The 16013-nt window shown below is 62.3% G+C and carries 11 protein-coding genes; 7 read left to right on the forward strand and 4 right to left on the reverse strand.

Annotated features, from left to right (window positions below):
* Positions 1–14 precede the first annotated feature (14 nt).
* From AC3IT9_RS04825 to AC3IT9_RS04850, 6 genes are all read left to right on the forward strand, one after another.
* Complete coding sequence (locus tag AC3IT9_RS04825) at positions 15–1373, forward strand: DUF1329 domain-containing protein (RefSeq protein ID WP_489272217.1); 1359 nt, start codon at positions 15–17, stop codon at positions 1371–1373.
* Between the two features lie 222 nt (positions 1374–1595).
* The gene (locus AC3IT9_RS04830) at positions 1596–2687 is read left to right on the forward strand and encodes a WD40/YVTN/BNR-like repeat-containing protein (protein WP_489272218.1); all 1092 of its coding nucleotides are present in this window, start codon (positions 1596–1598) and stop codon (positions 2685–2687) included.
* Between the two features lie 16 nt (positions 2688–2703).
* Complete coding sequence (locus AC3IT9_RS04835; RefSeq protein ID WP_489272220.1) at positions 2704–5223, forward strand: efflux RND transporter permease subunit; 2520 nt, start codon at positions 2704–2706, stop codon at positions 5221–5223.
* 6 nt (positions 5224–5229) lie between these two features.
* Complete coding sequence (locus AC3IT9_RS04840; RefSeq protein ID WP_489272222.1) at positions 5230–7008, forward strand: acyl-CoA dehydrogenase C-terminal domain-containing protein; 1779 nt, start codon at positions 5230–5232, stop codon at positions 7006–7008.
* Positions 7009–7032: 24 nt separating this feature from the next.
* Entirely contained in the window at positions 7033–8676 is a 1644-nt protein-coding gene (locus AC3IT9_RS04845; protein WP_489272224.1) for a fatty acid--CoA ligase, read from the forward strand.
* Positions 8677–8994: 318 nt separating this feature from the next.
* On the forward strand, positions 8995–9339 hold the full coding sequence (locus tag AC3IT9_RS04850) for a potassium channel family protein (RefSeq protein WP_353742140.1): 345 nt from the start codon (positions 8995–8997) through the stop codon (positions 9337–9339).
* Positions 9340–9578: 239 nt separating this feature from the next.
* Here AC3IT9_RS04850 and AC3IT9_RS04855 read toward each other — a convergent pair whose 3' ends face one another.
* Genes AC3IT9_RS04855 through AC3IT9_RS04870 form a run of 4 tightly spaced genes read right to left on the reverse strand, consistent with a single transcriptional unit; the run spans position 9579 to position 14705 of the window.
* Positions 9579–9800 (reverse strand): formate dehydrogenase subunit delta, encoded by a 222-nt coding sequence (locus AC3IT9_RS04855; RefSeq protein WP_046040259.1) that lies wholly within the window; start codon positions 9798–9800, stop codon positions 9579–9581.
* Positions 9797–12673: a formate dehydrogenase subunit alpha gene (gene fdhF / locus AC3IT9_RS04860; RefSeq protein WP_489272225.1), complete on the reverse strand. Its 2877-nt coding sequence runs from the start codon at positions 12671–12673 to the stop codon at positions 9797–9799. The genes AC3IT9_RS04855 and fdhF overlap by 4 nt, the downstream gene beginning before the upstream one ends.
* Positions 12670–14229, reverse strand: coding sequence for a formate dehydrogenase beta subunit (locus AC3IT9_RS04865; protein WP_489272226.1), 1560 nt, complete (start codon positions 14227–14229; stop codon positions 12670–12672). Before AC3IT9_RS04865 ends, fdhF begins: the two co-directional genes overlap by 4 nt.
* A complete protein-coding gene (locus AC3IT9_RS04870) occupies positions 14229–14705 on the reverse strand; it encodes a formate dehydrogenase subunit gamma (RefSeq protein ID WP_223448676.1) in 477 nt (158 codons plus the stop codon). Before AC3IT9_RS04870 ends, AC3IT9_RS04865 begins: the two co-directional genes overlap by 1 nt.
* 630 nt (positions 14706–15335) lie before the next feature.
* Between AC3IT9_RS04870 and AC3IT9_RS04875 the strand changes: the two genes are divergently transcribed.
* A complete protein-coding gene (locus AC3IT9_RS04875) occupies positions 15336–15596 on the forward strand; it encodes a DUF6429 family protein (RefSeq protein WP_423502741.1) in 261 nt (86 codons plus the stop codon).
* Positions 15597–16013: the final 417 nt, after the last annotated feature.

Consider the following 16013-nt stretch of genomic DNA (forward strand, 5'->3'; position numbering starts at 1 on the left):
AGGAGAATAACAAGATGAAATTTGTAAAAACCGTGTTGGCCGCGTCCTTGGCCATGGTCTTCGCCGCTCAGGCACAGGCTGCTGTTTCAACTCAGGAAGCTGCCAAGCTCGGCACCAGCCTGACCCAGGTAGGGGCTGAAAAAGCCGGGAACGCAGATGGTTCCATTCCTGCCTACAACGGTGGCCTGACCACCGCACCGGCCAGCTTCAAAGCCGGCGACAGCATGCGCCCGGACCCGTTTGCCAGCGAAAAACCGCTGATGGTGATCGACGGCAAAAACGTCGATCAGTACAAGGGCCTGCTCACGGCGACCACGGTAGAACTGGCCAAGCGTTTCCCGACGTTCCGTGTCGACGTGTTCCCGACGCACCGCACTGTTTCGCTGCCCCAGGCGATTCTGGATAACGGCGTGAAGAACGCCAGCGGCGCCAAGTCCCTGGAAGGTGGCCTGGCCATCGACAACGTGCTGCCGGGCATTCCGTTCCCGATTCCGCAGTCGGGCAACGAAGCGATGTGGAACTTCCTGTTGCGCTACCAAGGCGTCAGCATCAGCTCCAAGTACGACTCCTGGAACGTCGACTCCGCCGGTGTGCCAAGCCTGGCAACCACCGGGCAAGCGAACATCTCCTACCCGATCTATGAAAACCTCTCGCAGCCGATCAGCAGCGCCGACGTGTACTACCAGATGAAGCTGGCGTACACCGGCCCTGCGCGCCGGGCCGGTGAGGCGATCATGCTCAAGGACGCCGCCAACCCGTTGCAGCAACCGCGTCGCGCGTGGCAGTACTTGCCGGGGCAGCGTCGAGTCAAGCTGGCACCGAGCCTGGCCTACGACACGCCTAACCCGGGTACCGCCGGTGCAGGCACCTACGATGACGTGTTCGTGTTCAACGGTGCGCTGGATCGCTACGACTGGAAGCTGGTGGGCAAGCAGGAAATGATCGTGCCGTACAACACCTACAAGCTGACCTACGTCCAGGATCCGAAGTCGCTGACCACTGCCAATCACCTGTCACCGGACTTCGTGCGTTGGGAAAAACACCGCGTCTGGGTCGTGGAAGGCAACCTCAAGGCCGGTGCTCGTCACATTTACCAGAAGCGCCGCTTCTACCTCGACGAAGACAGCTGGACCGCTTTGGCCTCGGATCAATATGACGCCCGTGGTCAGCTCTATCGCGGTTCCTTCGCCTTCCTGAGCCAGAGCTACGACAAGCAGGTTCCGGACTCCACGCCGTTCATGATCTACGACCTGGTCGGTGGTTCCTACAACATCAACGGTGTAGTCGGCCCTTACGGCGGCATCAAGTACATCGAGCCGCTCTCCAAGGCCCAGTGGTCTTCGGAATCCCTGGCCGGCGCCGGTATTCGCTAAGCCAACCGCAAAAACGCGCTCGCACGATCCACCGGCACTGTAGGAGCGAGCTCGCTCGCGATGGACTCAAGAACACCGCGGGGAACCAGACTCCCCGCGTCATCGTTAACGCCCATCGCGAGCAAGCTCGCTCCTACAAACGGCATGACCTGCACGGCGCGAGGTTTTACCGTCAGGCACACGGATGTGTGCCCCGACGCGGTTTTCCGAAGAGGACGCAGTATGTGTTCGTATAAAAATAATATGTTGCAGCTCGCGTTTGGCGTTGTGCTCGGCCTGTCGCAAGGCATCGCCCAGGCGGCCGATTACGTCGATGTGCTGGACCTGCCCGCCAGGGTCAGTGCCTTGGCCATCAACAGCCCGTTGTCCGGCATGACCCGCGCCGGTGGGCGGGTGATTACCGTCGGCCAGCGTGGCCATATTCTGTTTTCCGATGATTCGGGCAAGCATTGGCAACAGGCCGCCGTACCGGCCAGTGCCGACCTCACTGCGGTGAGTTTTCCGACCACCACCCAAGGCTGGGCGGTGGGTAATGACGGCGTAGTGCTGCACAGCAGCGACGCCGGCGCGACCTGGCACAAGCAGCTCGACGGTCGTCAGATCGGCGCCTTGCTGGTCAAGCATTACACGGCGCTGGCCAACGCCCAGCCGGGCAATGAGCAATGGCCGCTGCTGGTCGCCGAGGGCCAGAGGCTAGTCGAGCAGGGCGCCGACAAACCGTTGCTCGACGTCTGGTTCGCCAACGACAAGACCGGCTATGTGGTCGGCGTGTTCAACCTGATCCTGCGCACCGACGACGGTGGCCTGAGCTGGACGCCATTCCAGGACCGTACCGACAACCCCCAGGGTTTCCACCTCAACGCCATCGCCTCCACCGGCGACAGCGTGTACATCGCTGGCGAGCAAGGCCTGTTGCTCAAGTGGGACGACAGCGCCCAACGCTTCACTGGCGTGCCGACGCCTTATCAAGGCAGTTTCTTCGGCGTGCTCGGCAAGCCTGGCGAAGTGCTGATCTACGGTCTGCGCGGCAACGTGTTGCGCAGCACCGACGGCGGCCAGCGCTGGACTGCGCTGGACAGCGGCCTGCACGTCAGCATCACCGCGGGCCTGATCGATGCCCGTGGCAATTACCGCTTGTTCACCCAGGGCGGGCAGATGCTGGTCAGCCAGGGGACGGGCGCGCAGATGCATCTGGTGCGGCAACCGGCACCGACCCCGGTCGCCGGTGCCACCGAGTCCGCCGCTGGCGCGTTGGTGGTAGCGGGCAGCCGTGGCGCCCGGACGCTGTCCGCCGATCCAGCCCTCGAACCCTAAGAGCGAGAACCCAGACATGGGCAATATCAAACAAGACGCCATGCCGGTGATCCGCGAGCTGCGGGATTTCGACCAGCGCTCCGGCAACCTCCTCGAACGGCTGGTGTTCAACTACCGCCCGCTGTTCATGCTGCTGATGGCGCTCGCCACCGTGGTGCTGGGCTTCATGGCCGTGACTCGCCTGGAGTTGCGCCCCAGCTTCGAAAAAATGATTCCGCAGAGCCAGCCGTACATCCAGAACTTTCTGGAAAACCGCCACTCGCTGCGCGGTCTGGGCAACTCGGTGCGCGTGGTGGTCGAGAACACCGAGGGCGATATTTTCGATCCGCAATACCTCGACGTGCTCAAGCAGGTCAACGACCAGCTGTTCCTCACCGAAGGCGTCGACCGCGCGTGGATGAAGTCGCTGTGGAGCCCGGCGGTGCGCTGGACCGAAGTCACCGAGGACGGTTTCCAGGGTGGCCCGGTGATGCCCGACAGTTATCAGGGCTCGCCTTCCGACATTGAACAGTTGCGCCAGAACATCTCCCGCGCCGGTCTGGTGGGCAGCCTGGTGGCCAGCGACTTCAAGTCGACCATGCTGATCGTGCCGCTGATGGACAAAGCCGCCGCCGGTGGCCAGCGCATCAACTACCACGCGTTCTCGCAGATGCTCGAAGAGCAGTTGCGCGACAAGATCGAATACGCCGGCGACAGCGCGGCGCGTCAATCCGGGGCCGAAGGCACCGGCCATTACAAGGTGCGGGTGATCGGCTTCGCCAAGCTCATGGGCGACCTGATCGACGGCCTGATCCAGGTGATGATGTTCTTCGGCCTGGCCGTGGTCACGTCGCTGATCATCATCTACGCCTACACCCGTTGCGTGCGCAGCACCCTGCTGGTGGTCGGCTGCTCGCTGATCGCGGTGGTCTGGCAACTGGGCATCGTCGCCTGGCTCGGTTACGCCATCGATCCGTATTCGGTGCTGGTGCCGTTCCTGATCTTCGCCATCGGCGTGTCCCATGCCGCGCAGAAGATGAACGGCATCATGCAGGACATCGCCCGTGGCACCCATAAACTGATCGCTGCGCGCTACACCTTCCGCCGCCTGTTCATCGCCGGGGTTACCGCGTTATTGGCCGACGCCGTGGGCTTCGCCGTGCTGATGCTGATCGACATCCCGGTGATCCAGGACCTGGCGATCACCGCCAGCATTGGCGTCGCGGTACTGATCTTCACCTCGCTGCTGCTGATGCCGGTGGCGCTGTCCTATGTCGGTGTCGGCGCCAAGGCCGCCGAGCGTGCGCTGAACATCGACAACCGCGCCGAGAAGCACAAAGGCTTCGGCAAACTGTGGGATGCGCTCGATCGCTTCACCACCGCCAAGTGGGCCACCGGCGCGGTTCTGGTTGCGGTGTTGATGGGCATCGGCGGTTTCATGGTCAGCCTGAACCTGAAGATCGGCGACCTCGACAGCGGGGCGCCGGAGCTGCGCGCCGACTCGCGCTACAACCGCGACAACGCCTACATCACCCAGCATTACGCGCTGTCCAGCGACCTGTTCGCGGTGATGATCAAGACCGCGCCGGAAGGCTGCCTGAACTACAAGACCCTGGTCCTCGCCGACCGCCTGGCCTGGGAGCTGCAACAGTATCCGGGCGTGCAGGCGACCGCGTCCTTGGTCAACGCGGTACGCCAGATCACTGCCGGCACCTACGAAGGCAACCCCAAGCTCAACAGCATCCAGCGTAACCAGGACGTGCTCAACTACGCCGCCCAGCAAGCCTCGGTCAACTCCCCGGAGCTGTTCAACACCGACTGCTCGCTGATGCCGGTGATCACCTTCCTCAAGGATCACAAGGCCGAGACCCTGGATGCCGTGGTGGCGATTGCCGACCAGTTCGCCAAGGACAACAGCACCGCGGATCGCCAGTTCCTGCTCGCCGCCGGTACTGCCGGGATCGAGGCCGCGACCAACATCGTGGTGCGCGAAGCCAACCGCACCATGCTGCTGTACGTGTATGCGGCGGTGACGCTGTTCTGCCTGATCACCTTCCGCAGCTGGCGCGCCACGCTGGTGGCCCTGTTGCCGCTGGTGCTGACCTCGATCCTCTGCGAAGCCTTGATGGTGGCCATGGGCATCGGCGTGAAAGTCGCGACCCTGCCGGTGATCGCCCTCGGCGTGGGCATCGGCGTCGACTACGCCTTGTACCTGCTCAGCGTGCAGTTGCACTTCCAGCGCCAGGGCTTGCCGCTGTCCCAGGCCTACCGCAACGCCGTGTCCTTCACCGGCCGCGTGGTCGGGCTGGTGGGCATCACCCTCGCCGCCGGCGTGGTGTGCTGGGTCTGGTCGCCGATCAAGTTCCAGGCCGACATGGGCATCCTGCTGACCTTCATGTTCCTGTGGAACATGCTCGGCGCGCTGATCCTCATTCCGGCCCTGTCCTGGTTCCTGCTGCGCGAACGGGCCCCTCAGCCCGGTGCTGTCGCGGCCACCGAAACCACTGAATCCACTGAACGTCCTGGCATGCCGCATGCCGTGACCACTTCCGAGTAAGCCAAGATGTCTGATTACAAAGCTCCCCTGCGCGACATGCGCTTCGTCCTCAACGAGGTTTTCCAGGTGTCCCGGCTCTGGGCACAATTGCCCGGCCTGGCCGAGGTGATCGATGAAGAGACCGCCGCCGCCATCCTCGAAGAGGCCGGCAAGATCAGCGCCGAAGTGATCGCGCCACTGAACCGCGCCAGCGACGAACAGGGCTGCACCTGGCACGACGGCGCGGTCAGCGCCCCGGACGGTTTCGCCCAGGCCTATCAAGCCTTCGCCGAAGGCGGTTGGGTGGGTGTCGGCGGTGATCCGCAGTACGGCGGCATGGGCATGCCCAAGGCGATTTCGGCCCAGGTCGAAGAGATGGTCAACGCGGCCAGCCTGTCGTTCGGCCTGTACCCGATGCTGACCGCCGGCGCCTGCCTGTCGATCAAGGCCCACGCCAGCGAAGAACTGAAAGCCACCTATTTGCCGAACATGTACGCCGGCACCTGGACCGGTTCGATGTGCCTGACCGAAGCCCATTCCGGTACCGACCTGGGCCTGATCCGCACCAAGGCCGAACCCCAGGCTGACGGCAGCTACACCATCAGCGGCAGCAAGATTTTCATCACCGGTGGCGAGCACGACCTGACCGAAAACATCATCCATCTGGTGCTGGCGCGCCTGCCGGATGCACCGGCCGGGCCGAAAGGCATCTCGCTGTTCCTGGTGCCGAAAGTACTGGTCAACGCCGACGGTTCGCTGGGTGAAAACAACGCGCTGTCCTGCGGCTCCATCGAACACAAGATGGGCATCAAGGCCTCCGCCACCTGCGTGATGAACTTCGACGGCGCCACCGGCTGGATCGTCGACGCACCGAACAAAGGCCTGGCGGCCATGTTCACCATGATGAACTACGAACGTCTGGGCGTGGGCATCCAGGGCCTGGCGCAGGGCGAGCGTTCGTACCAGAACGCCGTCGCCTACGCCCGTGACCGTCTGCAAAGCCGCGCACCGACCGGCGCGCAGCACAAGGACAAGGCGGCCGACCCGATCATCGTCCACCCGGACGTGCGCCGCATGCTGTTGACCATGAAAGCCTTGAACGAAGGCGGCCGTGCGTTCTCCAGCTACGTGGCCCTGCAACTGGACATCGCCAAGTACAGCGACGACGCCCCGACACGCCAGCGCGCGCAGGACCTGGTGTCGCTGCTGACCCCGGTGGCCAAGGCCTTCCTCACCGACATGGGCCTGGAAACCACCCTCCACGGCCAGCAGGTCTTCGGCGGCCACGGCTACATCCGTGAGTGGGGCCAGGAGCAACTGGTGCGCGACGTGCGCATCACCCAGATCTACGAAGGCACCAACGGCATCCAGTCGCTGGACCTGGCCGGGCGCAAGATCGTCGGCAGCGGCGGGGCGCTCTACCGCTTGTTCGCCTCGGAAATCCGCAACTTCACCGCCACTGCCGGCGCGGACCTCGGCGAGTTCACCCAGCCGCTGAACGCCGCCGTCGACACCCTCGACGACCTGACCGCGTGGCTGCTCGACCGGGCCCAAAACAACCCGAACGAAATCGGCGCGGCCTCGGTCGAGTACCTGCACGTGTTCGGCTACACCGCGTACGCCTACATGTGGGCGCGCATGGCCAAGGCCGTGATGAGCGGCGATGCCGAGGACGCTTTCTACACCAGCAAACTGGCCACCGCGCGTTTCTACTTCGCCCGGTTGCTGCCGCGTATCCACTCGTTGAGCGCATCGGCCAAGGCCGGCAGCGACTGCCTCTACGAGCTGCAAGCCGATCAGTTCTGATCGAAAGGACAAGGAACCTTAATCATGATGGCGACAAAAATAATTCCACCCGCCGACGGCGCTTATGCCTATCCCTTGCTGATCAAGCAATTGCTGCTGTCCGGCGTGCGCTACGAGCCGGGCCGGGAAATCGTCTACGCCGACAAGCTGCGCTACAGCTACCAGACCCTCAACAAGCGTATTCGCCGCCTGGCCAATGCGCTGACGGCGGCGGGGGTCAAGGCCGGTGACACCGTGGCCCTGCTCGATTGGGACAGCCACCGCTACCTGGAATGCTTCTTCGCCGTGCCGATGATCGGCGCTGTGTTGCACACGGTGAACATTCGCCTGTCGCCGGAGCAGGTACTGTTCACCATGAACCACGCCGAGGATGACCTGGTGCTGGTGCATGATGATTTCCTGCCCTTGGTCGAGCAGATCCACGGTCGGCTGGAAACCGTAAAAGGCTACCTGCAGCTCACCGACGACGAGGCGACCACGACCTCGCTGCCAGTGCTGGGCGAATACGAGCACCTTCTGTCCCTGGCCCTGGACCAGTACGACTTCCCCGATTTCGACGAGAACTCGGTCGCCACGCTGTTCTACACCACCGGCACCACCGGCGACCCGAAAGGCGTGTACTTCAGCCACCGGCAACTGGTGCTGCACACCCTGAATGCCGTCGGCACCCTGGGCGCCTATCAGGGCCAGCCGCTGCTGCGTTCCGACGATGTGTACATGCCGATCACGCCGATGTTCCATGTGCATGCCTGGGGCGTGCCGTATGTCGCGACGCTGATGGGCATCAAGCAGGTCTACCCCGGCCGCTACGAACCCAACAGCCTGGTCAAGCTGTACCGTGAAGAGAAGGTGACCTTCTCCCACTGCGTGCCGACCATTTTGCAGATGATCCTCAACTGCGAAGAAGGCAAGGCGACCCGTTTCGACGGCTGGAAAATGCTCCTGGGCGGCAGCGCGCTGACCCTGGGCGTGGCCAGCGAAGCCAATGCCAAAGGCATGGTGGTGCACGCCGGCTACGGCATGTCCGAGACCTGTCCGTTGCTGTGCCTGACGTACCTGCGCGATGAAGACCTGCAACTGTCCGCCGAAGCGCAACTGCCGATCCGGATCAAGACCGGCACCCCGGTGCCGTTGGTTGATCTGAAGATCATCGATGCCGAGGGCAATGACGTGGCCCATGACGGCGAGTCCCTGGGCGAGATCGTGGTGCGCGCGCCGTGGCTGACCCAGGGCTATCTGAAAGCCCCGGACAAAGGCGCGGAGCTGTGGCACAACGGCTGGCTGCACACCGGCGACATGGCCTCGATCGACCCATTGGGCGGCGTAGAAATCAAGGATCGCATCAAGGACGTGATCAAGACCGGCGGCGAGTGGATCAGCTCCCTGGAACTGGAGAGCCTGATCAGCGAACACCCGGGCGTGATGTCTGTCGCCGTGGTGGGCATTGCTGACGAACAATGGGGTGAGCGGCCGATGGCCATGGTCGTGTGCGAACCGGGGCAATACCTCGACCGCAAGATTCTGGAGGTTCATTTGCAAGCCTTCGTTGACGGCGGGCGCATCAACAAATGGGCGATCCCCAAGCAGTTCAAGTTCGTGACCGAAATCCCCAAGACCAGCGTCGGCAAGATCAACAAGAAGCTGATTCGGGAAACTGAAGCGAACTGAGGGGTAAACCTGCCACCGTCCCCGATGGTCGCAACTTAATTGTAGGAGCGAGCCTGCTCGCGATGGACTTGAGGGCGCCGCGTTTAACCAGTAAACACGCGTAATCGTTTACGACCATCGCGAGCAAGCTCGCTCCTACAGAAAATCACCGGTGCCAGGCGGTTTTTGGATAGTTTGCGGGGCGTCATCTTTGTCATAGTCCTCGCCAAAGATAACGCCCCGTTGGTCGCAGTATTCAACGCTTGTGCCAAGCTGAACGGGGTATTGAACCGCCGTGCATCCAACTGCCGGCCAGTCAAACCCCAGGAAGCCCACGACATGAACCTCGCCCGTGCATCAAACGTCCGCAAAGAGTTCTACAAAGCCGTCTGGTTCTATTTCAAAGTGGTGTGGCCGATCTTCTCGGTACTGCTGTTAGTGATTGTTGCGATTGGCCTCATCATCGCCCAACTGGAAGGATGGAGTCCTGATGACGGTGTCTACTTCGCCTTCGTGACGGGGCTGACCATCGGCTACGGAGAACTAGTGCCCAAGCTGGGTGTCTCGCGAGTGCTGGCGATCCTGCTGGGTTTCAACGGCGTGCTGATGACCGCGACATTCGCGGCGATCAGCGTCCGGGCGATTGAAGTGACCGTGTCGGCGGCGAGGAAGGGGGAGGAATAACACTGTAGGAGCGAGCTTGCTCGCGATGGCGTCAGCTCAGTCAGCTTGATGTTGAATGTGCCGGCCCCATCGCGGGCAAGCCCGCTCCCACAGGTTTATGCGTCGATTACAACACTCGTATACGACACGAACCCTGTGGGAGCGAGCTTGCTCGCGATGGCGGTGTATCAGCCAGCAAAAATGCTGAATGTTAAGCCCTCATCGCGAGCTCGCTCCCACAGTTTTTTGCAGCCAGCAGGCTAAGCCTCCCACCCCGCCCCGGTCACCGCCGCCTGCACCAGCGGGTGCAAGTCCGCCCCCTGATGCTCCGTCTGCCAGGCCAACAACTCCTTGCGCATACTCGGCGCCCAGTACATCTGCATATGATTACGCACGCTGAGCACCGCCTGTTGCTGGTCCGGCTGGCTGGCGAAGTACTGGGCGATCTGGTTGGCCATCTTGATCAGGTTGTCCGTACTCATTTACGCACCTCGGCTTTCTCGGTGTGCCGACGTTCCTTCAGCAGGCGATGTTGTTCATCACTGAATTCCTGAAAGCGCTTCTGCCACTCCGAAGGGTGATAAACGCGGCTGACCTCCACGGCGGTGACCTTGTACTCTGGACAGTTGGTGGCCCAGTCGGAGTTGTCGGTGGTGATCACGTTGGCGCCTGATTCCGGGAAGTGGAAGGTGGTGTACACCACGCCGGGTGCGACCCGTTCGGTGATCCGCGCACGCAGCACGGTCTGGCCGGCGCGGCTGCCGATGCCGACCCAGTCACCCTCGTTGATGCCACGGCTCTCGGCGTCGGTCGGGTGGATTTCCAGGCGGTCTTCGTCATGCCAGGCGACGTTTTCGGTACGCCGGGTCTGGGCGCCGACGTTGTACTGGCTGAGGATGCGCCCGGTGGTCAGCAGCAGCGGATAACGACTGTTGACCTTTTCCTCGGTGGGCACGTAGCCGGTGAGCATGAAGCGCCCCTTGCCGCGCACAAACTCTTCGATGTGCATGGTCGGCGTGCCGTCCGGTGCCTCGGCGTTGCACGGCCATTGCAGGCTGCCGTGGCGGTCCAGTTCGGCGTAGCTGACGTTGGTGAAGGTCGGCGTCAGGCTGGCGATTTCATCCATGATTTGCGATGGATGTTGGTAATTCATCGGGTAACCGAGGGCATTGGCCAGGGCCACGGTGCCTTCCCAATCGGCCTTGCCACCCAGTGGGTCCATGACCTTGCGTACCCGGGAGATGCGTCGCTCGGCGTTGGTGAAGGTGCCGTCTTTTTCCAGGAACGAGCAGCCCGGCAGGAACACGTGGGCGAACTTCGCGGTTTCGTTGAGGAAAATATCCTGCACCACCACGCACTCCATGGCCGACAAAGCGGCGGTGACGTGCTGGGTATTCGGATCGCTCTGGGCGATGTCTTCGCCCTGGCAATACAGGCCCTTGAAACTGCCGGCCAGGGCCGACTCGAACATGTTGGGGATGCGCAGGCCCGGGTCGGGTTGCAGGGTGACGTTCCAGGCCTGTTCGAACTGCGCTCGTACCACCTCGTTGGAGATGTGCCGGTAGCCAGGCAACTCGTGGGGGAAAGAGCCCATGTCGCAGGAGCCCTGAACGTTGTTCTGCCCACGCAGCGGGTTCACGCCCACGCCTTCGCGGCCGATGTTGCCGGTGGCCATGGCCAGGTTGGCGATGCCCATCACCGAAGTACTGCCCTGACTGTGTTCGGTGACGCCCAGGCCGTAGTAGATCGCCGCATTGCCACCGGTGGCGTACAAACGCGCCGCAGCACGGATGTCGGCAGCGGGTACACCGCAGACAGGGCCAAGGGCTTCCGGCGAGTTTTCCGCACGGCTGACGAACTCACTCCAGATCGCGAAATCGCTACCCTCGCAACGGGCGTCGATAAAGGCCTGGTTGAGCAGTCCTTCAGTGACAATCACATGAGCCAGCGCATTGAGCATGGCGACGTTGGTGCCGGGGCGCAGGGCCAGGTGATACTCGGCGCGGGCATGCACCGTATCCACCAGATCGATGCGCCGTGGATCGATGACGATCAGCCGCGCGCCTTCACGCAGGCGGCGTTTGAGCTGGGAGGCGAACACCGGGTGGGCGTCGCTGGGGTTGGCGCCCATCACCAGGATCACGTCGGCCTGCATCACCGAGTCGAAACTCTGGGTGCCGGCGGACTCGCCAAGCGTTTGCTTCAAGCCATAGCCGGTCGGCGAGTGGCAGACCCGCGCACAGGTGTCGACGTTGTTGTTGCCGAAGGCGGCGCGCACCAGTTTTTGCACCAGATAGGTTTCTTCGTTGGTGCAGCGGCTGGAGGTGATGCCACCGATGGAATCTCGGCCATATTTTTGCTGCAGCCGACGGAATTCGCTGGCGGCGTAAGTCACCGCTTCATCCCAGCTGACTTCCTGCCAAGGGTCGCTGATGTTTTTGCGGATCATCGGTTTGGTGATGCGGTCCGGGTGGGTGGCGTAGCCCCAGGCGAAGCGCCCCTTGACGCAGGAGTGGCCGTGGTTGGCCTGGCCGTTCTTGTCCGGAACCATGCGCACCAGTTGGTCGCCTTTCATCTCGGCACGGAACGAGCAGCCCACGCCGCAATAGGCGCAAGTGGTGATCACGCTGCGTTCGGGCTGGCCCAGTTCGACCACGCTTTTTTCCATCAGCGTCGCGGTGGGGCAGGCTTGCACACAGGCGCCGCAGGACACGCATTCCGAGTCGAGGAAGTTCTCGCCACCGGCGGCGGCCACGCGGGATTCAAAACCGCGCCCGGTAATGGTCAGGGCAAAGGTGCCCTGGGTTTCTTCACAGGCACGCACGCAGCGGTTGCAGACGATGCACTTGCTCGGGTCGTAGTCGAAGTAGGGGTTGGAGGTGTCTTTCACGTCCTCCAGATGGTTCTCGCCTTCATAGCCATAACGCACTTCCCGCAGGCCAACCTGGCCGGCGACGGTTTGCAGCTCGCAGTTGCCGTTGGCCGAGCAGGTCAGGCAGTCCAGCGGGTGATCGGAAATGTACAGCTCCATGACGTTGCGGCGCAGGGTCGCGAGCTTGGGCGTCTGGGTGTGCACGCTCATGCCTTCGCTGACCGGCGTGGTGCAGGACGCCGGATAACCGCGCATGCCATCGATCTCCACCAGGCACATGCGGCAGGAGCCGAAGGCTTCCAGGCTGTCGGTGGCACAGAGTTTGGGAATGGTGGTGCCCAGCAACGCAGCGGCGCGCATCACCGAGGTGCCTTCGGGCACGCTGATGCTGCGGCCGTCGATGTTCAGGGTGACTTGCACCTGGCTGTCGCGAGCCGGCGTACCCAGGTCGATATCGGTTTTCGGGTCGAAGAGAGTGATCATTGTTCGGCCTCCGAGGCTTGCAGACCGAAGTCAGCGGGGAAGTGCTTGAGGGCGCTGGCCACGGGATAAGACGTCATGCCGCCCAACGCGCACAGCGAACCGTATTGCAGGGTGTCGCACAGGTCCTTGAGGATGATCACCTGCTCATCACGACCGCTCTGGTCGGGCGCGGCCAGCAGGCGGTCGATCACCTCGACGCCACGGGTCGAACCGATACGGCAAGGCGTGCATTTGCCACAGGATTCCTCGGCGCAGAACTGCATGGCGAAGCGCGCCATGCGGGCCATGTCCAGGGTGTCGTCAGCCACCACCACACCACCGTGACCGAGCATCGCACCGATGGCCATAAAGGCTTCGTAATCCAGCGGCGTGTCGAATTGCGAGGGCGGCACCCAGGCGCCGAGCGGGCCGCCCACCTGCGCAGCCTTCAGCGGCCGGCCACTGGCGGTACCGCCGCCGTAGTCTTCCACCAGTTCCCGCAGGGTCAGGCCAAAGGCCCGTTCCACCAGACCGCCGCGACGAATATTGCCCGCCAACTGGAAGGGCATGGTGCCCAGGGAACGACCCATGCCGTAATCGCGATAGAACTGCGCGCCCTTGGCCAGAATCAGCGGCACCGAGGCCAACGTCAGCACGTTGTGCACCAGCGTCGGCAAGCCGAACAACCCCTGCAACGCCGGAATCGGCGGCTTGGCGCGAACGATCCCGCGCTTGCCTTCGAGGGAGTCCAGCAGCGCGGTTTCTTCACCGCAGATATAAGCCCCGGCCCCGACGCGCACTTCCATATCAAAGGCCAGTCCGCTGCCGCCGACATCGGCGCCCAGGTAACCGGCATCTCGGGCGATGTTCAACGCTGCACGCAGCGTGGCCACGGCATCCGGATATTCCGAGCGGACATAGATGTAGCCGAAGGTGGCGCCGACGGTAATGCCAGCAATGGTCATGCCTTCGATCAGCAGGAAAGGGTCGCCTTCCATCAACATGCGGTCGGCAAAAGTGCCGGAGTCGCCTTCGTCGGCGTTGCACACGATGTACTTCTGCGCAGCCTGAGTGCCGCGGACCGTGCGCCACTTGATCCCGGCCGGGAAAGCCGCGCCGCCACGGCCACGCAGGCCTGAATCGAACACCGCCGTCGCGGTCTGCTCACCGCCAATGGCGATGGCCTGGGTCAAACCCTCGAAACCACCATGTGCCCGATAGTCGTCTAGCGACAGCGGCCGGGTAATGCCGGCACGGGCAAACAGCAGGCGTTGTTGAGTCTTCAGATAAGGCAATTCCTCCACCAGGCCCAAGGCCAGTGGATGAGCGGACGGCTCGCCTTGCAGCGCATCAAGCACCGACGGAACATCCGCAGCAGTTAGCGGCCCAAAGCCGATCCGACCTTGCGGGCTGTCCACTTCCAGCAGCGGTTCCAGCCAATACAGGCCACGGGAACTGGTGCGCTGCAACTCCAGCGGCAGATTGCGTTCCTGAGCCAGCGTGATCAAGGCCACCGCCACCTCATCGGCACCCACGGCACGGGCAAGGGAATCACAAGGCAGATAAAGAGTCGGCATCACGCGTCCTCCCGGCAAGCGTCAAGCAACGCATCCAGCCGCTCGGCACTGAGCCGCGCATGCACCCGGCCATCCAGCTCCAGAGCGGGCGAACAGGCGCAGGCACCCAGGCAATACACCGGGCGCAAACTGATGCTGCCATCGGCGCTGCTGCCGTGATCGTCCAGTTGCAGACGCTCGCGCAACTGCGCGGCAAGCTGCTCGGCGCCACGGCTCTGGCACGACTCGGCCCGGCACAGCCGCAAGATATGCCGCGCGGGCGGCGCGGTACGGAAGTCATGGTAAAAACTGATCACCCCACGAACCTCGGCCTGGCTCAGGTTGAGGGCATGGGCAATCTCGGGGACGGCGACATCGGGGATGTAACCGATGCGCTCCTGAATATCATGAAGAATGGGCAACAGCGCACCCGGGGTGCCCTTATGGCGCTCCAGCAGACTGTTGACCACAGGCAGGTGCAACAACTCATCAGGCATTCAGCAATCCTCACGGTCACGGACAAACCAGAAGGTCGTCGGTTGTCCGAAAGTGTCGGCTGCGGCATTCACACCACGTCACGGTATCGTGGCATCTACAGACCGTCGGCCAGGGCACCCTGAATGGGCATCTTGTTGTGCCCGGCACGGTCTTCGCCGCACCTCTACTGGGCATAAAGGGCAGCTTGCCACGCGGCCATTGATCGACCTGCACCAAAGCGACGTGCTCGGTTCTGCCTACGACTATCCACTAAGTCTAGATGAGCGCCGCAAGGGGCGTTCACACACCGGCCTAATGCCCGGAGGGCTTGTCGATGACTGATGTATAGCAAGCATTACAGGGCAGAAGAAGCATCAGAACCGTGGGCAATTCTACGGAGCAGATGCGTTGACGTATCCCCTGTGGGAGCGAGCCTGCTCGCGAATGCGCCAGCCCAGACACCATCAATGCTGAATCAGTTACCTGGCGATACCTGCTCAGTTGAATAGTTGGCTATAAACCGTGGGACGACTCACCGGCGCCACCTGGTTGAACGCACTATTCTTATGTTTTTTATGGAAGTCAGAGGCGGAATGGAACGCCCATCACAGACCCGACGATAGCTATTGAATATGAGCGGAGCAATGATCATGGAATACGACGAAAAACTCATTGAAGACGCCGTGCTTGCCCTGTTGGCAACCTTCAGTTCCGACAGCGGCAACGCCTGGAAAGGGTTCGACTTCGAGGTCATGAGCCGATTGCATGAACATGGTTTCATCAGTGATCCGGTGAACAGGAACAAATCAATTTGGTTAACGGAGGAAGGGTTAGAGCGCGGTCGGCGGATAGCCGACCAGTTGTTCGGTGTGAAAACTCAAGGCGAACTTGAGTCCAACTCTGATACCTGACTTCAGACTGCGGTCACGATGGTTGGATTGATCTCGAAAATAAATCCATAAACTACTCGGTCCCCATTTTTTGCATGCTAGCAGTGGCGCCAGAATCTAAACCCCTGTAGGAGCGAGCCTGCTCGCGAAAGCGCCAGCCCAGCCAGCATCAATACTTAGGTGTACCGAAATCGCAAACCACTCACCCACTCAGGCCAAACAATGCCCGTCAGCCCACCGCAATCCCTGTAGGAGCGAGCCTGCTCGCGATAGCGCCAGCCCAGCCACCATCAATGCTGAAGATGCACCGCAATCACAACCGAGTCACCGAGTCGGGCCAAATAATGCCTGTCAGCTCACCGCAATCCCTGTGGGAGCGAGCTTGCTCGCGATAGCGCCAGCCCAGCCAACATCAATGCTGAATCAACTACTACCATC

The sequence above is a fragment of the Pseudomonas sp. KH_046_1 genome, assembly GCF_057839025.1.